At 69.7% G+C, this 18,143-nt stretch carries 14 protein-coding genes and 2 pseudogenes; 3 read left to right on the forward strand and 13 right to left on the reverse strand.

Annotation, left to right across the window (positions count from 1 at the left end; genetic code table 11):
- Positions 1-344: 344 nt before the first annotated feature.
- The 5 genes and pseudogenes from ACFYPC_RS26820 to ACFYPC_RS26840 all read right to left on the reverse strand — a co-directional run bounded on the left by ACFYPC_RS26820 (position 345) and on the right by ACFYPC_RS26840 (position 3,558).
- Entirely contained in the window at positions 345-1,169 is an 825-nt protein-coding gene (locus tag ACFYPC_RS26820; RefSeq protein WP_388681015.1) for an SDR family oxidoreductase, read from the reverse strand.
- A gap of 145 nt (positions 1,170-1,314) precedes the next feature.
- Positions 1,315-1,605 (reverse strand): annotated as a pseudogene (locus tag ACFYPC_RS26825) (TauD/TfdA dioxygenase family protein); the annotation flags it as partial.
- Positions 1,578-1,869, reverse strand: a pseudogene (locus ACFYPC_RS26830) (beta-ketoacyl synthase N-terminal-like domain-containing protein); the annotation flags it as partial. The pseudogenes ACFYPC_RS26830 and ACFYPC_RS26825, both read right to left, overlap by 28 nt.
- Before the next feature lie 29 nt (positions 1,870-1,898).
- The gene (locus ACFYPC_RS26835; RefSeq protein WP_388681017.1) at positions 1,899-2,546 is read right to left on the reverse strand and encodes a hypothetical protein; all 648 of its coding nucleotides are present in this window, start codon (positions 2,544-2,546) and stop codon (positions 1,899-1,901) included.
- Between the two features lie 16 nt (positions 2,547-2,562).
- Positions 2,563-3,558 (reverse strand): hypothetical protein, encoded by a 996-nt coding sequence (locus ACFYPC_RS26840; RefSeq protein ID WP_388681020.1) that lies wholly within the window; start codon positions 3,556-3,558, stop codon positions 2,563-2,565.
- 315 nt (positions 3,559-3,873) lie between these two features.
- Between ACFYPC_RS26840 and ACFYPC_RS26845 the strand changes: the two genes are divergently transcribed.
- Entirely contained in the window at positions 3,874-5,064 is a 1,191-nt protein-coding gene (locus tag ACFYPC_RS26845) for an MFS transporter (protein WP_388681022.1), read from the forward strand.
- Positions 5,065-5,210: 146 nt separating this feature from the next.
- Here ACFYPC_RS26845 and pgm read toward each other — a convergent pair whose 3' ends face one another.
- The 6 genes from pgm to ACFYPC_RS26875 all read right to left on the reverse strand — a co-directional run bounded on the left by pgm (position 5,211) and on the right by ACFYPC_RS26875 (position 15,304).
- Entirely contained in the window at positions 5,211-6,851 is a 1,641-nt protein-coding gene (gene pgm, locus ACFYPC_RS26850; protein ID WP_388681024.1) for a phosphoglucomutase (alpha-D-glucose-1,6-bisphosphate-dependent), read from the reverse strand.
- 171 nt (positions 6,852-7,022) lie between these two features.
- Positions 7,023-8,063: an MASE1 domain-containing protein gene (locus tag ACFYPC_RS26855; RefSeq protein ID WP_388681026.1), complete on the reverse strand. Its 1,041-nt coding sequence runs from the start codon at positions 8,061-8,063 to the stop codon at positions 7,023-7,025.
- Positions 8,064-8,236: 173 nt separating this feature from the next.
- Complete coding sequence (locus ACFYPC_RS26860; protein ID WP_388681029.1) at positions 8,237-9,067, reverse strand: PP2C family protein-serine/threonine phosphatase; 831 nt, start codon at positions 9,065-9,067, stop codon at positions 8,237-8,239.
- Between the two features lie 233 nt (positions 9,068-9,300).
- Entirely contained in the window at positions 9,301-11,391 is a 2,091-nt protein-coding gene (locus ACFYPC_RS26865; RefSeq protein WP_388681031.1) for a DUF1996 domain-containing protein, read from the reverse strand.
- Positions 11,392-11,655: 264 nt separating this feature from the next.
- Positions 11,656-12,771: an AI-2E family transporter gene (locus ACFYPC_RS26870; protein WP_388681033.1), complete on the reverse strand. Its 1,116-nt coding sequence runs from the start codon at positions 12,769-12,771 to the stop codon at positions 11,656-11,658.
- 262 nt (positions 12,772-13,033) lie between these two features.
- Positions 13,034-15,304: a M4 family metallopeptidase gene (locus ACFYPC_RS26875; protein ID WP_388681036.1), complete on the reverse strand. Its 2,271-nt coding sequence runs from the start codon at positions 15,302-15,304 to the stop codon at positions 13,034-13,036.
- Between the two features lie 584 nt (positions 15,305-15,888).
- Here ACFYPC_RS26875 and ACFYPC_RS26880 point away from each other — a divergent pair.
- Both ACFYPC_RS26880 and ACFYPC_RS26885 read left to right on the forward strand, forming a co-directional pair.
- Complete coding sequence (locus ACFYPC_RS26880) at positions 15,889-16,461, forward strand: hypothetical protein (RefSeq protein ID WP_388681039.1); 573 nt, start codon at positions 15,889-15,891, stop codon at positions 16,459-16,461.
- A gap of 72 nt (positions 16,462-16,533) precedes the next feature.
- The gene (locus tag ACFYPC_RS26885) at positions 16,534-16,959 is read left to right on the forward strand and encodes a VOC family protein (protein WP_388681042.1); all 426 of its coding nucleotides are present in this window, start codon (positions 16,534-16,536) and stop codon (positions 16,957-16,959) included.
- An 88-nt stretch (positions 16,960-17,047) separates the two neighbouring features.
- Here ACFYPC_RS26885 and ACFYPC_RS26890 read toward each other — a convergent pair whose 3' ends face one another.
- Positions 17,048-17,374 (reverse strand): SDR family NAD(P)-dependent oxidoreductase, encoded by a 327-nt coding sequence (locus ACFYPC_RS26890; protein WP_388681045.1) that lies wholly within the window; start codon positions 17,372-17,374, stop codon positions 17,048-17,050.
- 177 nt (positions 17,375-17,551) lie between these two features.
- A complete protein-coding gene (locus tag ACFYPC_RS26895; protein ID WP_388681047.1) occupies positions 17,552-18,040 on the reverse strand; it encodes a beta-class carbonic anhydrase in 489 nt (162 codons plus the stop codon).
- Positions 18,041-18,143: the final 103 nt, after the last annotated feature.

The raw sequence follows: 18,143 nt of genomic DNA on the forward strand, positions 1-18,143 counted from the left end.
AGCTGCGGCCCCGGCCGGTGCCGAAGGCCCGCCCTCGCTGTGCCCCCGGTCCGGGTCCGGCACCGTCGAAGATCCCTCAGGGCCCCAGGGCACGCCCGGGTCCGAGGGCCTCGAGCCAGCTCTGTCGTACTCGTCTCCTGAACCCACAGCATCCCCCAACTGCCTTGACCCCAGCCCTACTTCAGCACGATACGCATGCATCCGGAGAATTTCGAACATACCCAGCACACGTCGCGCTCAAGCGCCCGCCGTGGACACCGTAGGGGCCCGGTGTGCAACAGGCCTTGCTGATGGGAGCGGCCTCCTCCGCACCGAAGCCGGCGGGTGCGGAAAGCCGAGAGGCTTCAGCCCTGGGCCAGTTCCGCCACCGGCTGCCACTTCTCCCACGTCGCCAGACGTTGCTCGTAGTCGGCCCTGGCGATACCCAGTGGCGCCGCACCGAAGAAACACCGCAGCGGCGGCTCGGCGGCGTCCACGATCTCCAGGACGGCCGCCGCGGACGCGCGCGGATCGCCCGGGGTGCCGATGCGCTGACGACGCTGCTCCTGAACCTGCTTGTGGAACTCTGCGTACGCGGGCAGCTGCTCGGACGTGCTCGACGACGAGCCCGCCCAGTCGGTGGAGAAGCCACCGGGCTCGATCAGCGTGACCTTGATGCCGAACGGCGCCACCTCCTGGGCCAGCGCCTGGCTGATCCCCTCGAGCGCCCACTTCGACGCGTGGTAGATGCCGACCAGCGGGAACGCGCTGATCCCGCCGATGGAAGAGACCTGCAGAATGTGACCGCTGCCCTGCTCGCGCAGGAACGGCAGTGCGGCCTGGGTGACCCACAGCGCCCCGAACAGGTTGGTCTCCAGCTGCGCGCGGGCCTCCGCCTCAGTGAGTTCCTCGACCATGCCGAAGTGGCCGTAGCCGGCATTGTTCACGACGACGTCCAAGCGCCCGAATCGCTCGTGCGCCTGCCGCACGGCTGCAAAGCCCGCGTCGCGGTCCGTGACATCCAGTTGCAGGGGCAGGAGCCGCTCTCCATAGGTCGCGCCAAGATCGTCCAACGTGGACAGATCGCGTGCCGTCGCGGCCACGGAGTCACCGCGTTCCAGCGCCGCGATCGCCCACTCCCGCCCGAAGCCGCGCGAGGCTCCGGTGATGAACCAGACCTTCTGTGTCATGGCGTACTCCTCATGAAAGTCGTCGGCCGCGCCGTCGCGACGGCGCGGTCCTGCCTTCACCAGCGAACACCCTGGAGTGCGCTCGAAGTCAACTCGGGCGCTCCCCGACCGGGGGCGCCCGGGTGTCGCGTCCGGGATCGGTGGCTCAGGCCTGTAGGCGAGTGCCGTTGACGGCGACACGGCGGCCCTGGCGGGTGTGGGGGAAGGAGTCCCACACAGCGTGGTGCTGCACGCTTCGGTTGTCCCAGCAGACCAGGGTGCGCGGCTGCCAGTGGACGCGGCAGTGCAGCAGCGGGTTCCTGGCGATGTGGGCGTACAGCATGTCGAGCAGGGCGCTGCTCTCGGCGCGACTCTTCACGGAGGACAGCGCGGCGCGCGCGTCGTCCGCCAGGCCGTACGCCTGGCGCAGTAGCCGTCGGTCAGTTCGGTGTCGACGAGGACACCTCCGACGAGCATCACGTCCGCGTCGCCCTGCCTGAGCATCCCGGCGGCGAGGTGGACGCCGACGAGCGAGCTGGAGCTGCCGACTGCACGGTGAAGGCGGGGCCGGTCAGACCGAGGTGGTAGGCGGCCTTACACGGCCGTCGGTCGAGGGAAAGTGCTCGATGCCGCGCCGGCCGGAGGTGACCAGGTCCCAGAAGGCGGCCAGGTCGCGAGCGCCGGGGAGCCGTACGGCCATGCCGATGACGGCGATGGGCTCCAGCCGGTCGGCGTGGTGACGGGTGCCCGTCAGCCCGCCGACCGACCCCTGGGGTGACGAGTCGTCAGCCATACACTCACGCCCGGCATGAGGTCGGCCTCGCGCGGCCGACGGAACCCGAGGGGCCGCAACTGGTCCGCGTGAGGGGCGGAGACCGTGATCGCGACGGCGGTCGCGGCCTGGTCGTCGACGGCGCGCAGCCCTGGTGCCAGCAGGTCGGCAGCGACGGTACGGTCCCAGGCGCTCGTCTCGTCCGGCGCGCCCGCGATGACCACCTTCCAGTGCGGCCCCGGGGGCCCCGCCTCCTTCAGCAACGCCGGCAGCACCGGGCGGTGTTGCCGGCCGATGGCGAGTTCACGCGCAAGAAGGCTGCTGAAGTACGTCTCGGGGGGCTCGGACTCGACGCCGGGCGGCAACCAGACGGCGGCAGCGAGGAGCGCGCCGTCCTCCTGCTCGGCCACCCATACCTGGCCCTCTTCGAGGGCATGGTGGGCCAGCACCAGCCGCATGGCGCTCTGCGCCTGCTCCCAGTCCCGTGCGGAGCTGCCCGGAGCCGCGGCCGGGGCTGAAGGCGAGGTCGAAGGTGGGGCGGGAGCGATCAGGCGTACCACGGCGGGCACGTCCACCAGGCCCGCCGCACGCACGGACGTCCGAGGATGCAGTTGAAGAGTCGTCATGTTCGCGTTCTCCCTTTCAGATGACCCGGCTCGTTCCGGTGATGCCGGCCACGGCCGGGCGCATCCGTCCGGTGGACGCGAACGCGGTTCGGAAGAGGCGGGAGGGCCGCAGGCCCGGGGCGGCCGCCTGCCGCGGCCGCCGCGGCAGGCGCGGGTGGTCGTCGCCGTCGCCGTCGCCGAAGCTGTCGTGGTCGTGGTGGGGCTGGGGCCTGCTGAGCAGGACCACACCGCGGCCGGCCGCCGCGGCGCCCGCGATCGCGAGCAGGGTGCCGGTCGTCCCGTACTGGAAGCCTTCACCGAGCAGGGTGATGCCGATGAGCGACGCGGTGACGGGGTTGACGAGGGTGAGCAGGGCGAGCGGGCCACCGAGGCCGCTGCGATAGGCCTTCTGGGAGAGCAACAGCCCGGCCGTGGCGAACGCTGCGGTGAGCACCGTCACCACCGCCACGTTCCAGGACAGCGCCGGCCCGACGGCGAGCTTCTGGGCCAGCGTGGAGCCGACTCCGGAGGCGATGCCGGAAGCCGCCGCGAAGGCGAGGCCGCCCAGGGCGAAGCGGCCCGAAGCGACCCGGACGAGGACCGCGACGACCGTGGCGGCGGTGAGGGCGACCATCACGACCTCGGTGGCGTCCAGGGTGTTGTCCGGCGCGTTGCCCGAGGCGGTGGCGGTCAGCAGTGCGGTCAGCCCGACGAGGGTGAGGGCCATGCCGCGCCACTGCGTTCCCGAGGTCCGACTGCGGGCGGCCAGCGAGCCCAGGGGAACTGCCGCCACGAGGGTCAGCGCGCCGAGCGGCTGCACCAGGGTCAGCGGCCCGTACCTCAGGGCGACGACGTGCAGCAGTGCGCCGGTGGCGTTGAGGAGAACCGACCACCACCATGAGCCGCGGACGAGGGCGCCGCGCAGGTCCGGAGTTCTGGCGGCGGTCCTTTCCTGGACCACGGCCGCCGTGGCATAGCAGACCGCGGAGAGCAACGAGAGGGCGACAGCCAGGAACACCGGAGAGGTAGTCATCGCGCAGCCCGCGCCACGACGGTCACGACCAGCGCCGCGGACCCCGACTCACGCGGTACGCCGGGCTTGCTACTGCGACTACTGGGCACGCCCCGAACTCCCTCAATACGAAACGGTTTCGTACACATAACCTATGTCGACCAAGAACGAAACGCAAGCGTTTCTTTAATTCGGCGCTTGGCGTAACCCGCTCAGGTACGTCGATCCACGCGCCGCGGCCGCCTGCTCCGGACCTGCACCGGCAGGTGGCCGCCACCTTCCACCCTCCCTCGCGGCAGCGCGCAGGGCACGACGCCCAGGATTATTGTCGGCGGTATGGACGGAAATCGCCCAGGGTGGCGCCAGTGTCTCCTCGGCGGGGCGGTGTTCGCCGTCTGCATGGCCGGCACCACGCTGCCGACCCCGCTCTACACCCTCTACCAGGAGAAGTTCGATTTCTCCGAGCTGATGGTGACCGTCGTGTACGCCGTTTACGCCTTCGGGGTCATCGGCGTACTGCTGCTGGCAGGCAACGCCTCCGACGCCGTCGGCAGGCGGCCCGTACTGCTGGCAGGCCTGGGATTCGCGACCTTGAGCGCCGTCTGCTTCCTGTCCGCCGACGGGCTGACCTGGCTGTACGCGGGCCGGCTGATGTCGGGACTGTCAGCCGGCCTGTTCACCGGGGCCGCCACGGTCTACGTGCTGGAACTGGCACCGGACGGCGGCGCCTCCCGGGCGACGTTCGTGGCGACAGCCGTCAACATGGGCGGGCTGGGCTGCGGTCCGCTGCTCGCCGGAGTACTCGCCCAGTACGCCACCTGGCCCCTGTATCTACCGTTCGCCGTGCACCTCGTGCTGGTGGCCGGCTCGGCTCTCGTCCTGCTGCGTCTGCCGGAGACCGTACGGGAGCGACGGCCGCTGAGCACCGTACGGCCGCAGCGGCCAGGCGTGCCCTCGCAGGTGCGGGCCGTGTTCGGGCCCGCGGCGATCGCCTCCTTCGTGGGGTTCGCGCTGTTCGGGGTGTTCACCGCGGTCAGCCCGGCCTTCCTCGAAGATTCCCTGAACGTGGACAACCACGCCGTGAGCGGGCTTGTCGTCGCGCTGGCCTTCTTCGCCTCGATCGGCGGGCAGCTGTTGGTCGGCCGGGTCGGGGTCGGCCGGTCGCTGCCGCTGGGCTGCGCCACACTGTTCCTCGCCCTTGCGCTGCTCGCGGGTGCGCTGCGGTGGGACCTGCTGTCACTGGTGGTGGCGAGCGCGCTCGTCGCAGGGGTGGGCCAGGGGCTGGCCTTCCGCGGAGCGCTGTCCGCGGTGGCCGAGGCCTCTCCCCCGGACCGGCGCGCTGCAGTGATCTCGATGCTGTTCGTGGTGGCCTACGGGGGCATTTCGGTGCCGGTCATCGGTGTGGGGGTGCTGGCGGGTCCGATGGGCCTGGAGGGTGCGGGCCTGGTGTTCATCGCGTGCATGGCTGTCCTCGTCACGACCGCAGCCGCCTATCTGCTGCGGCGACCGGTACAGGCGAGCACGTGACCACAGGCGGACGCGCGACAGCGGACACGTGACACAGGCGGCCGCGTGATCGCAGGCAGACACGGTCGCGTGATCGCAGGCAGACGCGGCCCCTGCCGCGCCCGCCTGCACGCCTGTCGATCGCCGTCCCGGCGCGCGCCGGGCCCTCAGCTGCCCAACGCCGTCGAGACGACGGTTTTCGCCTCCTCCTGAACCTGGCGGAGGTGGTCGGTGCCGAGGAAGGACTCGGCGTAGATCTTGTAGACGTCCTCCGTGCCTGAGGGACGGGCCGCGAACCACGCGTTGGCGGTGGTCACCTTGATGCCACCGATGGACGCTCCATTGCCCGGAGCTTCGGTGAGTACCCCGGTGACGGCTTCTCCGGCCAGGGTGTCCGTGCCGACCTGCGCGGGTGAGAGCCTCGCGAGGAGAGCCTTCTCCTCGCGGGTCGCCGGGGCGTCGATGCGCTCGTAGGCGGGTTCGCCGAAACGTGCGGTCAGCGCGGCGTAGTGCTCCGACGGCGTCTTCCCGGTCACGGCCGTGATCTCCGAGGCGAGCAGAGCCAGGATGATGCCGTCCTTGTCGGTGGTCCACACCGAACCGTCGTGGCGCAGGAAGGAAGCGCCGGCCGACTCCTCCCCGCCGAAACCGAGTGAGCCGTCGGACAGCCCGTCCACGAACCACTTGAATCCCACCGGCACCTCGACCAGTCGGCGGCCCAGATCGGCGGCGACCCGGTCGATCATCCCGGACGACACCAGCGTCTTGCCGATCCCCGTGTCCGCGGGCCACTGCTCCCGGTGCGAGTACAGGTAGAAGATGGCGGCGGCGAGGTAGTGGTTGGGGTTCATGAGCCCGGCGTCCGGGGTGACGATCCCGTGGCGGTCGGCGTCGGCGTCGTTGCCTGTGGAGATCTGGAAGCGGTCGCGCTGCTCGATCAGCGAGGCCATGGCATAGGGCGAGGAACAGTCCATTCGGATCTTGCCATCCCAGTCCAGCGTCATGAACCGCCAGGTGGGGTCGGCAAGCGGGTTGACCACGGTGAGGTCGAGCGCGTGCTGTTCGGCGATGCGTCCCCAGTAGGCGACCGAGGCCCCGCCCAGCGGGTCCGCACCGATGCGCACCCCGGCCGCCCGGATCGCCGCCAGGTCCAGCACCTGCGGCAGGTCGGCCACGTAGGTGCCGAGGAAGTCGTAGCGGCCGGTGCCGGGGGCGGTCAGCGCCCTGGCGTAGGGGATGCGGCGTACGTCCTTGAGGCCGCCCGCGATGAGTTCGTTGGCCCGGTCCTGGATCCAGCCGGTCGCCTCGGAACCCGCCGGGCCGCCGTTCGGCGGGTTGTACTTGAAGCCACCGTCGGCGGGCGGATTGTGGGAGGGGGTGACCACGACCCCGTCCGCGAAGCCTGCGGACCGACCCCGGTTGTGGGTGAGGATGGCGTGCGAGACGGCCGGTGTGGGCGTGTAGCCGTCCGTGCTGTCGAGGAGTACCGACACGTCGTTGGCCGCGAACACCTCCAGGGCGGTGACCTTGGCGGGCTCCGACAGGCCATGGGTGTCGGCGCCCAGGAAGAGCGGACCGTCGATGCCCTGGGCGTCGCGGTATTCGCAGATCGCCTGGCTCGTCGCGGCGATGTGGTCCTCGTTGAAGGCGGTCGCCAGGGAGGATCCGCGATGTCCGGACGTGCCGAAGGCGACACGTTGGCCGGGTTCTGCCGGGTCGGGGTGCAGCGAGTAGTACGCCGTGACCAACCGGGCGACGTCGACGAGGTCCTCGGGGCCTGCCTGTTGGCCCGCTCGCTCGTGCGGCATGGGCGCGCACCTCCACATCCGTTGTTCTTCGTTTGTGGTCTCATCTTTCCTCACCCGACTTAGGCGGTCGCACCGCGGTACGGCGGTGGCTGGAAGCAGCGCCAGGGCGGTACTCCGCTCCCCGGGGCATCCAGTCGTCGGCCGCGGCAGTCGCTTGAGGCGACGAATGGCTCAGCGCGCTTCGTTCTGTCGCCCTTTGCCCTTGTCGTCCGTGGAGGGCGGCAAGGGCGGCAAGGGCGGCAAGGGCGGCAGGCGTGAGGGGTTCCCGGTGGTGAGGTAATCCAGTACTTCCACCAGATCTTGGCAGGCCAGTTCCACGGAGCGTCTTGTGTTGCGCTGCTCAGTGATCACGGCCGACAGGAGCAGAGCGGTGAGGGCCATGGTTCCGTTGAAGGCCTGGAGTTTGATCATCAGCTCGTTATCGCTCAACCGCTCGAACGGACCGACCCGGTCGGTGGCCGCGACGGTGGCCGCCACGGAGGCGAAGAGGGCGCAGAGCACGCTGCCGCCGTGCGGGAAACGCAGCGCTGCCCAGACCAGCAGGGGATAGACGAGGAACAGGAGGCTGATCGGGCTGTGCGCGGCGACCGGCACAACGACACAGGCGACGAGTGCCAGTGCCACGGCTTCCTTCCATCGCGGCGCACGCAACGGCAGACGTATCCGATACAGCATGAGAAGGACCGGGGTGACGATCAGGACACCCATCGCGTCGCCCACCCACCACGCCAGCCACACCGGCCAGAAGTTGTGTGCGGCGATCTTGCCCGCGAGGACCAGCACGGCGACGTCGACGGTGGCGCTGATCAGCATGCTGCCGAGGGCCCCCAGGAATACCAGGACCAGGCCGTCGCGCAGACGGCTGAGGTCGGTCCGGAAGCCCAGCCTGCGCAGCATGAGGTAGGCGCAGATCGGAGCGACGGTGTTGCCCGCGATGATGCCGATCGCAGGGGGCTGGAGCGAGGCAAGGGTGATGACGACGAGGAGGGCACCGATCGCGATCCCGAGCCAGCAACGGATCCCGAAGATCAGCAGGGCGGCCACCGCCACGCCGGTGGGCGGCCAGATGGGCGTGAACACCGCGCCCTCGACAGTGAGCCGCCGCATGAGTCCCAGGCGCCCTGCCGCGAAGTAGCAGGCGGCCACGGCCAGCGTCTGGACAGCGACGACGACCGGTCGGCGCAGCTCGTGTGTACCCACCACAGCAGCCATCAGACACCCCCGCCGCCGCGTCGGCGAGGCGAGGCGTGGCGTGGCGCTCCGGCTTCCTATGGCGTCCTCCGCCCTACGGCGCCGTCCGTCACGCGGCGCCGTCCGTCACGCGGCGCCGTCCGTCACGCGGCGCCGTCCGTCACGCGGCGCCGTCCGTCACGCGGCGCCGTCCGTCACGGCCGAAGGCCGGACGGCTCGTGGCCGACCACCAGTACGGCGGCGTCGTCCTCGTGTCCCACGCGCTCGGCACCCTTGATCACCCCGGCGGCGAGTGAACCGGCCGACAGGCCCGCCACGGCGGCGATACCCGCGAGCCGCACCACCTGATCGAGCCCCTCCTCGACGCTCATCGAAGGGCCCTCCACCACGCCGTCGGTCAACAGCACGAACAGTCCGCCGGTGGTGAGCCGGTACTGGGTCACCGGGTACTCCGTGCCCACCTCCACGCCCAGCGGTGGACCGCCTTCGTCCTCCGTGATGCCGGACTTTCCGTCCGCCGTCGCCCAGACGCACGGTATGTGACCGGCCCGTGCGCTCTCCAGCGCGCCGGTGGACGGGTCGAGCCGCATGAACGTGCAGGTGGCGAAGAGGTCGGTGCCGATGGACAGGAGGAGGTCGTTCGTCCGGGCGAGGAGTTCTCCCGGCTCGCTCGTGACGGAGGCCAGCGCCCGCAGCCCGACCCGGACCTGGCCCATGAACGCGGCCGCCTCGATGTTGTGTCCCTGGACATCACCGATGGACAGCCCGATGCGTCCGTCGGGCAGCTCGAAGGCGTCGTACCAGTCGCCGCCCACATTGAGGCCGTAGCAGGCCGGCGCGTACTGGACGGCCACGTCGAATCCAGGGGCGCTCGGCAAGTCTCCGGGGAGCATCCCGCGTTGCAGCGCGATGGCCAGCTCGACCTGTGAGCGCTGGAACTCCGCACGCTCACGCGCCTGCGCCGTCAGCGACCCGAGCCGGGCCAGCAGCTCGTCGCCGTCGTCCGTCGGTCGCTTGCGGGACATCGACCACCCCGGGAGAAAGCTGCATCATCAAGGCAGGGACATATTGCCTCGTTATCAGATCATTTATCGGATCATAACGACACGGTCGGCTTCACCCGACATCGGAGCGTCCAGGCCGACGACGCACGGCGCGGGGGTCGAGACGCCCCGCGGAGGTGCTTCTCCGGAAAAACGGTGGTGGGGCCTGCCTGGGCAGGCCCCACCACCGTTCAAGCGCGCTCCTGGGAGCCCCGTCAGATCTGGCCGCGCCTGATGCGGCGGAGCACGACGACGCCCGCGATCACGAAGACCCCGCCCAGCGCGGCCGGCCACAGTTGCGCTCCCGTGGCGGCGAGGCTGCCCGTGCCCTCCGTTTGCGGTTCGATCCCCGATACGGCGGACGGGTCCGTCCCGCCGGCCGGCGGCGGTGTCTGCGCGGGGCTGCCGACCTCACTGCCGTGATCGCCGTCCGAGCCGGCGTGGGACGACGGTGTCTCAGCCTCGTAGGTGGCCGAAGGTGTCTCGACCCTGGGTTCCACGCTGACGGGGGCGTCGGGCGAGTCTTCGCCCGCCGGTTCGGTTCCCGGTTCGGTTCCCGGCGCGGTCGTCGCGGGCTCCGTGCTCTGGTCACCGCCGTTGTCACCGCCGTTGTCACCGCCGTTGTCGGCTCCGTTGTCGCCTCCGTTGCCGCCCGGCTCCTCGTTCCCCTGGCCGTTGGACGGGGTGTCCGCGGTGGGCGTCGGGGACTGCGGGGGTTCTTCGGAAGCGGGGGGCTCCTGCGACGGCTCTTCGGAGGCAGGCGGCTCCTGCGGTTCCTCGGTACCGGTGCCCGGGTCGGCACCCGCACCGCACTGACGGCCGCTGTTGATGCAGTCGACCATCTCCTGCATGAGTGCCTCGTCGAAGACGTTGATGAAGTCGCCGTGGTCCGTGACCGGCTTGTGGAGCTGCTCCGGGAAGGAGTCCACCGCGAACAACGGTGTCGTCCGTCCGCCGTCGTCCAGACTCGGCGCGTCGACGTCGTAGACGAGTCGCTGCACCAGCTGCGGAATGGCGCGGAACCCGGTGGGGCAATTGCCCTGGGCGTCCGCGAAGGCCACGTGGGTGCGGTGGTTGGCGCTGTCGATGTTCGCGCCGTCCCAGCAACTCTGGAACTTGAAGGTGCGCACTACATCGCTGCCCTGCGGGCAGATCGGGTACTTGTCCTTCAGCTGCCGGTCCTCGAGTCCGGTGCAGCTCCACGACGCGTTGGCGTTGGCGTTGCCGTTGACGAACGCCTTGGCGTCACCGGTGATGATGCGCAGCAGTCGTGGCATGGCGGTGACTTCGCTCTGCGGGCTGCCGACGAAGGTCAGCGTGACCTGCTTGGGCGTGACGATCTCACCGGCGTTGCCTTCGATTCCGCCCCCGGCCGATCCGGCGTCCTGTTCCTGAGTTCCGTTCTGCAGCCTCAGTACGGGCCAGAAGTATGACGACTTGTCGCCGTCGTCCTCGCAGGTCGTGTCGCTGTTGGCCAGGTCGTCGTCGCTGGCGAAGGCGTTGTTGGCCTGGTTGCCGACGTAGTCGTGGAAGTGGTGGGCGCCGTTGGTGACACCGGGAGCCACGATCACGTTGTCGGAGTTGAACAGGCCGTTGGCGTTCACACCGCAGCTGGTGGTGAACTCGCCGCGGGAGGCGTTGTCCTGGTCCAGCGGGCTCTGCACGTTGGGCTGGACCGAGTTGATGTCCTGGAAGTCAGCGGCCACGGGCCCGTTGCCGACGGGGACGCCCTGCTGGTCGTCCGCTTCCGCGTCGCCGCCGCCCTGGTTCTGATCCGCGGCGTCCTGGCCGTCGCCGGTCGCCTCGCCGTTCTCACCACTGCCGGTCTGGTCGGCGGACTTGAGCAATGTGCAGGTCGCCAGGGCCTCAAGTCCTTCCGGACGGTCCCCCGCGCTGTCGAGGGCGAGCACGATGCGGTCGATCGCCGCGGCACGCTTCTCCGCGAGCGGATTCAGAATCTCGCTGTCGTCGACGGTGGCGCCCTGATCCGCGGCCTGCGCCGCGCCCTGCAGTTGCTGATAGGCCTCGGTGATCTGCTGGTCCAGGACAGCGAGTTCCTTGTCGACCTCTTCCCTGGCGGCGTCGGGAACCGTCGTCAACTGGCTACCGACGTCCGGGCAGTCGATCGTGGCGCCCGCCGAAGACAGAACCTGGTTGTCCGGGCCGGCCTCGCTGCCCGAACCGCTTTCGGTCGCCGAGGCGTAGACGTTGACCGTTACGAGCCCGACTCCCCCCAATATCAGCGCGACCGCTGCAGAGGTCGCGCGCCGTGCGCCTGTCGGGCGTCTGCGCGTGTTGCGTCTCAAGGAAGGGCTCCTACGCGTGATGGTCGGCTCGGTTGGTCCGCTCGGTTGGTCGGCTCGGTTCGACAATCCCCTGCCCCCATACGCAGCCGCGCCCCGCCGTGTTCAAACACCTCACGAATTCATAGAAATCTCCTAGGAATCAGGTTTGGCTTCAGTCCGGGTCGCCATTGGCGGCGGACGGCGTGGTGCCTATGGGGCGGCGACGACGGAGGGCTCGTCCTGAGATTGAGCGGTGCCGCCGGCGATCCCCGGTGGTGGCCACTGCTACGAGGGAACAGTGGCGCCGGAGTGCGAGTCATCGGTCTCCGGGTCCTGCGGCGGGGAGCTGAGCTGTTCGCGCAGATAGTTCCAGAAGACCGCGATCAGCGCGGCGACCGGTACGGCGAGCAGGCTTCCCACGATGCCGGCCAGACTGCCGCCCAGCGTCACCGCCAGCAGGATCACCGCCGCGTGCAGGCCCAGTCCGCGGCTCTGGATCATGGGCTGGAACACGTTGCCCTCAAGTTGCTGCACCACCACGATGATCAGCAGTACAAGCAGTGCGTCCGTCAGACCGTTCGACACCAGCGCGATGAGAACCGCGACGAAGCCTGCGAACAGCGCTCCCACGATCGGAACGAACGCGGACACGAAGGTCAGCACCGCCAGCGGAAGAACGAGTGGTACTCCCAAAGCCCACAGGCCAATGCCGATCAGGACGGCGTCGAGCAGGCCGACGACCGCCTGGGAGCGCACGAACGCACCCAGGGTGTCCCAACTGCGGGCCGCCACGATCGGAACGTCGGTGGCGAGCCGACCGGGCAGCTGACGGGTGAGCCACGGCAGGAACCGCGGGCCGTCCTTGAGGAAGAAGAACATCAGGAACAGCGCCAGCACAGCGGTGACCACGCCATTGATCACGGTGCTCACGCCCGTGGCGAAAGCGGTGACCAGACTGCCGGCACTGTCCTGAAGGCGGGCGATAGCGGCGTCGGAAGCACCCGCGATCTGATCGTCGGCGATATTCAGCGGCGGCCCGGCAGCCCACTCGCGGACCTTCTCGATGCCCTCGACCACACCATCGGTCAGGTCACCGGACTGGGACGCCACCGGCACCGCGATCAGCGCCACGATGCCCACGGCGACCAGGAGGAACAACACGGTCACCACCGACGCGGCCAGCGCCGGCCGCCATCCGCGCCGGCGCAGGAACCGAGCCAAAGGCCAGGTCAGCGTGGTGAGGAACAGGCCGACTACGAGCGGCCATACGACCGACCACATCCGGCCGAGAAGCCATAGGGCCACCCCGGTCGCCACGAGGACCAGCAACAGGTCGACGGAGACACGCGCCGACGTACGGAGCGCGGCGCGGGCTTTCGTGGAACTCAAGGCGGCGGACATGGGATCACCCTATGGGTACTCCGGTCCTACTCCGCCGGCGCTGCCGGCGAGCGTCCCGACGAACGGCCGGAGAGGCCGGTTGGCTGGTGACGGGGGTTCGTGACGCGCTCTCGGGCCGATTCGGTGCGCCAGGACGATATCGGGTTCGTCAACGCCTGCGTAGTCGGACCACGTACGCGCTCACCGATTCACCCGGGGGAAAAGGCATCGCCCGTCCGGTCCGCGGGAGGCGGACCGGACGGGCGAGGTGGCTCAGGAGAGGTCAGGGAGTGAGCTGCCACCGCTCGATGTAGCCGACGTCGATCGAGGCGGTGTCACGGACCCGCAGGATCCAGGTGCCGCTGACCGGTTGCGTGGAGGCGTCGACCGTGAAGGTCTGGTCGACGTTGTCAGTACCACCACCGATGTGGTTCAGCAGCGAGTAGACGGTGCCGTTGGGGCCGACCAGGTCGACCGTCAGATCACCGCGGTACGTGTGGACGATCTTGACGTAGACCTGAGTGGCTGCCGAGGCGTTGCCGCTCAGGCCGGTGATGACGATCGGGGACTCCACCGCGGCTCCGACGTCGGGGATGTCGACGCGCGTGCCGTTGGCGTAGATGTACGCCACCCGCCAGTCGAAGGTCACCGGGGCGGTCGCGCCGGTGCTGTCGGTGACCGTCAGTGTCACCTCGCTGGTACCGGCAGTGGTGGGGACGCCCGTGATCAGTCCCGTGTCGCTGATTGTCAGACCGTCCGGGAGGCCGGTGGCCTCGTAGGTCAGGCTCGCGCCGGAGTTGGTGGTGTACGCCTCGGCCTGCAGGGAGACCGTCTGGCCGACACCGCTGGTCTGGTCGGCGATCGGGGCAACGTTGACGCCGAGCGCTATCCGGTCACCGACGTTGATGCCGGCCCAGGCAGCGGCGACGGCGAGGTAGGTGTCGCTGTACGCGCCGAACAGGTCCGCCGCTGCCTGCAGGGTCGCGGTCCGGGCGCCGGCGTAGTTGGTGGTGGAGGTCATGTAGGTGGTGAGGGCCCGGTACCAGATCTGCTCGGCGTTCTCGATGCCGATGCCGGTCACGGCCACGCCGTCGTAGGTCGGGCTGTCGTAGGCGACCCCGTTGACGGTCTTGGTGCCGCTGCCCTCGGAGAGGAGGTAGAACAAGTGGTTGGCCGGGCCCGAGGAGTAGTGGACGTCGATGCTGCCGAGAGTGGAGTCCCAGTAGTCGCGGGACACCCCGTCTTTGGAGGGCTTGTCCATGTACCGCAGCGGTGTGCCGTTGCCGCGGATGTCGATCTTCTCGCCGACCAGGTAGTCGGGAACGTCGGCGGCCAGGTCGGCCTTGAACTCCACGGCCGCGGCGAAGATGTCCGAGGTCGCCTCGTTGAGGCCACCGGACTCGCCCGAGTAGACGAGACCGGCGGTGGCGCTGGTGACGCCGTGGGTCATCTCGTGCGCGGCGACGTCCAGCGAGGTCAGCGGGTGGGTGTTGGTCGCGCCGTCGCCGTAGGTCATGCAGAAGCAGCTGTCGGACCAGAAGGCGTTGACGTACGCGTTGCCGTAGTGCGCGCGGCTGTAGGCGGCAACGCCGTCGTTGCGGATGCCGTTGCGGCCGAAGACGTCCTTGTAGTAGTCCCAGGTGGCCGCGGCGCCGAACGCGACGTCCACACCGGCTGACTGCCGGTTGGCCGGAGTACCGTCGCCCCAGACATCGTTGTCATCCGTGAAGAGGGTTCCGGTGCCGGAGGTGCCCTGGTTCAGGTCGTAGGTCTTCTGGTCGGCCCGGTCGGGGTCCTGCAGCTGGTACGTGGTGCCGGAGAGCGTGCTGCCGACGTCGACCGTCCCGCTGTACTGGCCCGTGCCGCTGCCGGTGTGCACCTGCTCGAAGTCGAAGACGGCCTTGCCGGAGGCGGCGTCGGTGATGACGTGGAGCTCACTCGGGGTGCCGTCGTGCTGCAGGCCCTCCACCACCGACTCCCAGGCCAGGACCGGTTCGGCTCCGCCGGCCCAGACGACCAGTCGCGGCGCGCCGTCGACGGCGGGGCTCTTGGCCTCGGCCTTCTTGGCGGCGGCAAGTGCCTTGCCTGCGGCGGTCTTGGCGGTGATGCGGGGCGTGGTCGTCGGGACCTCGATGGCAGCCTCGGTCGCCTCGGACACGGTCGTGCGGCCGGCCTTGACGTGCACGACCAGGTCGCCGCCGAGGACCGGCAGGCCGGCGTAGGTGCGCTCGTAGCGGGTGTGCGTGGTGCCGTCGGCGTCCTTCGCGACGTCCTTGACGATCAGCTTTTCCTTGGAGCCGAGGTCGAGGTTCTTGGCGGTGTCGTCGACCGCGAGGCCCGCGCTCTTCATGAGCTCGGCGTGCTTGGCCGGAGACAGTTCCGCCGGGGCCGCACCGGCCCGGGGCGTAGCGACGATCTTCCCGTCACCGCGTTCGCGGGGGGCCGCCGACCCGACGCCGGCCTGGAAACCTGCGGCGAGCAGCGTGCCCGCGGTGGTGAGGGCCAACGCTGCCGTGTATCTGCGTCGGTTGAGGGTGCGGTGTGGCCGGAGCAAGGGCTTCTCCTTATGCGACGGAGGCCTGTGATGGAGGCCGGGAGAGCAGGCCGGCAGGGTGTGGCCGGCAGGCGACGCGCTGAGCGGGAAAGGGCACGGCACGAGATGAACGCGAGGCGTGTCAGAACTACGTGGCGTGCAAAATGTGGGGGTGTGAAGGAAGGGTGAACGCGCGAAGATCAGAGTGACATCGCACAGGCGATCTTGTCATGGATGCGCCAACAGTTCGGCTCGAATTGGCCCATGCTTGCTGGGTGTTCGTCTTGACGCAGGTCAGTTTTCGGCCGCCGCCGGATGGTGGGAGTGCCCATCCGGGACCGAGTGGCGAACTCGACTGCGACCACCCCCTCGAACACCGGGGGCCAGGGCAGCCACCCGGGGCGAGCCGCCGTTCCAAGGCCGATGGGCGGCTCTGACAGGGCTGCCCGCGGGCCAAGCCGGGGGCGGACGCCGAGTCAGGCCAAGCCGGGAGGCGGACGCCGAGTCTGCTCGAGCCCCCGGGAGGATTGCCGCGGCTGGCGGCGGAGAGCCTGCCGTGGCAGGGTCGGCATGCTCGTGAACGTGCCGTTGGTGAGGGAGAGTTCGTGGACACGCAGGTGTGGGACGCACTGGTCGCTTCGATGAAGAACGCGTACACCGCGGGTCTGGGCGAGGGCGAGGTGCCCCGCCCGGTCATCATGCCCCTGGTGCGCGGCGAACTGGTCGGCCTGGTCTGGGTGCGCCCCATCAAGACCGGCGACGACGCGCTCACCGGCATCGCCCAGCTCTCGAACATCGCCGCGGCGGCCGGCGCGGACGAGGTCGTCCTGGCCTGGGAGACAGGCGATGTCGCCGCCGCCTGCGGGCTGCCGGTCGTCGGCCCGGCCCCGTGCCTGAACATGGTGCACGCCACGAAGGACGGCCACGTCCTGCACCGGTTCCCCTACGCCGAGCAGCCGTCGGCCCCCTCCCCCGACGGCGCGGTCCAGGTCGATCCTCGTTGGCTGCCGGCTCTCGAGCCACAGCCGGGCGGTGAGCTGGTGGCGCCGGTCCGGGCCGCGGTCGAATTCTCCTTCACCCCGCTCGACCTGGACCACCCCTCCCCCTTCGGCGTGACCGTCATCCTGATGGAAGAGGACGGCTTCAGCGTGCGTCTGACCGAGGCGTTCGCCCCCTGACCAAGCAGGCGCCGCACAGCACGCGCCTGTCGCCTCCGCCGGTCCGGCCGCTGTTCACGGCACCCTGGAGCCATGAGCGCATCTGACACGAATTTTCTGGCCCGGGGACGCGTAGCGACCAGGCTTCCCGCGCAGGATCTGGACCGGGCGCGGCGTTTCTACTCCGAACAGCTCGGGCTCGAGCCCGTCGACGAACGGCCCGGCGGGCTGCTCTACCGGTGCGGAGGCGTGGACTTCGCGTTGTTCCGGTCGACCGGAGCCTCCCCCGGAACCTTCACTCAGATGGGGTGGGAGGTCGATGACATCGAGGCGGTCGTGTCGGAACTCCGGCGGCGCGGCGTGGTGTTCGAGGAGGTCGATGTGCCAGGTTTTCGCACCAGGGGCGGCATCGCCGAGGTCGAGGGGAACTACCCGAGCAAGGGTGCACGGGGCGAGCGCGCCGTCTGGTTCCGGGACAGCGAGGGGAACCTGCTGGGCATCGGCGAGCCGGTCGTCTGAGCAGTTCCGGCAACCACCGCTTCACGACGTAACGCGTACGCCGCCTGTCCGCGGCGCGTGCACAGCGGGCAGGCGGCACAGCGCGGCGTCAGCCCTTGAGCTGCGGGTAGAGGTTGGTGATGTCACCGGAGACGGCCGCCTTCACCTGCCGGGACGTCTCGTCGGCGAGTACCTCGAACGCGCCCTTCTCGATCCCGTCCAGCGCCTCCCTGGCGATGTCGGCGGGCTGCGACTTGGGCTGGGTCACCGCCGCGGTCATGTCGGTGTCGACGTAACCCATGTGCAGGACCGTCACGCCGATGCCGCGGTCAAGGAGCTCGATACGGATGGCATCGGTCTGCAGCCAGAACGCGGCTTTGGTGGCGGAGTACGCCCCGTGCCAGGCGACCGTCGACGCCGCGGGCCGGCGGCCCACCAAGGCCGAGAAGGACCCGACCGGCGTCGAGGTGACCCCGCCCGGCTCCCGTCACCATCTGACGACAGCCTGGAAACTCGGCGACGCCCTGCGGAAGGGCCGCACCGGCACCAGCCCGCCGCCCCGGTGGCAGCGGCCCGAAGTACTGACAGAGCCGCTGCCACCGGGGCGGCGCCCTCAGACGACCTCGTTCAGTTTGCCCGTGGCGACATCGAACACGAAGCCCCGCACACGGTCCTTGTGGACGACGAACGGGTCCGCCTTGATGCGGGCGATCGACTGCCGTACGTCGGCGTCCAGGTCGGGGAACGCCTCGGCCGCCCACGACGGCCGGATCCCCGTCTCCGCCTGGACCACGTCCTTGAAACCGTCGTCGGTGAAGGTGAGCATGCCGCAGTCGGTGTGGTGAATGAGGATGATCTCCTCGGTGCCTAGCAGCCGTTGGCTGATGGCGAGCGACCGGATCTCGTCCTGGGTGATCACTCCGCCCGCGTTGCGGATGACGTGCGACTCGCCTTCGACGAGCCCCAGGATCGCGTACACGTCGAGCCGGGCGTCCATGCATGCCACGACGGCGAGTTTCCTCGCGGGCGGAAGCGGGAGCGGGCCGGTGAAGTTCTCGGCGTAGCGAGCGTTGTTGGCCAGCAGTTCATCGGTCACGGACATGGTGATCCTCTGTTCCTGGGATGCGGCGGATGCGCCGCTCACGGAACTGGGCAGCGAGCGGCGCGGAGAGGTCGGCACACGGGAGCCGGATGCGCGGAGCGGA

This window comes from Streptomyces sp. NPDC005808 (genome assembly GCF_042871385.1).
Lineage (GTDB): Bacteria > Actinomycetota > Actinomycetes > Streptomycetales > Streptomycetaceae > Streptomyces.

Bases quoted from the DNA above. Each gene is read 5' to 3' on its own strand.
- ACFYPC_RS26820 (WP_388681015.1), bottom strand. From the start codon at position 1,169: ATGACACAGAAGGTCTGGTTCATCACCGGAGCCTCGCGCGGCTTCGGG.
- ACFYPC_RS26835 (WP_388681017.1), bottom strand. From the start codon at position 2,546: ATGACGACTCTTCAACTGCATCCTCGGACGTCCGTGCGTGCGGCGGGC.
- ACFYPC_RS26840 (WP_388681020.1), bottom strand. From the start codon at position 3,558: ATGACTACCTCTCCGGTGTTCCTGGCTGTCGCCCTCTCGTTGCTCTCC.
- ACFYPC_RS26845 (WP_388681022.1), top strand. From the start codon at position 3,874: ATGGACGGAAATCGCCCAGGGTGGCGCCAGTGTCTCCTCGGCGGGGCG.
- pgm (WP_388681024.1), bottom strand. From the start codon at position 6,851: ATGCCGCACGAGCGAGCGGGCCAACAGGCAGGCCCCGAGGACCTCGTC.
- ACFYPC_RS26855 (WP_388681026.1), bottom strand. From the start codon at position 8,063: ATGGCTGCTGTGGTGGGTACACACGAGCTGCGCCGACCGGTCGTCGTC.
- ACFYPC_RS26860 (WP_388681029.1), bottom strand. From the start codon at position 9,067: ATGTCCCGCAAGCGACCGACGGACGACGGCGACGAGCTGCTGGCCCGG.
- ACFYPC_RS26870 (WP_388681033.1), bottom strand. From the start codon at position 12,771: ATGTCCGCCGCCTTGAGTTCCACGAAAGCCCGCGCCGCGCTCCGTACG.
- ACFYPC_RS26885 (WP_388681042.1), top strand. From the start codon at position 16,534: ATGAGCGCATCTGACACGAATTTTCTGGCCCGGGGACGCGTAGCGACC.
- ACFYPC_RS26895 (WP_388681047.1), bottom strand. From the start codon at position 18,040: ATGTCCGTGACCGATGAACTGCTGGCCAACAACGCTCGCTACGCCGAG.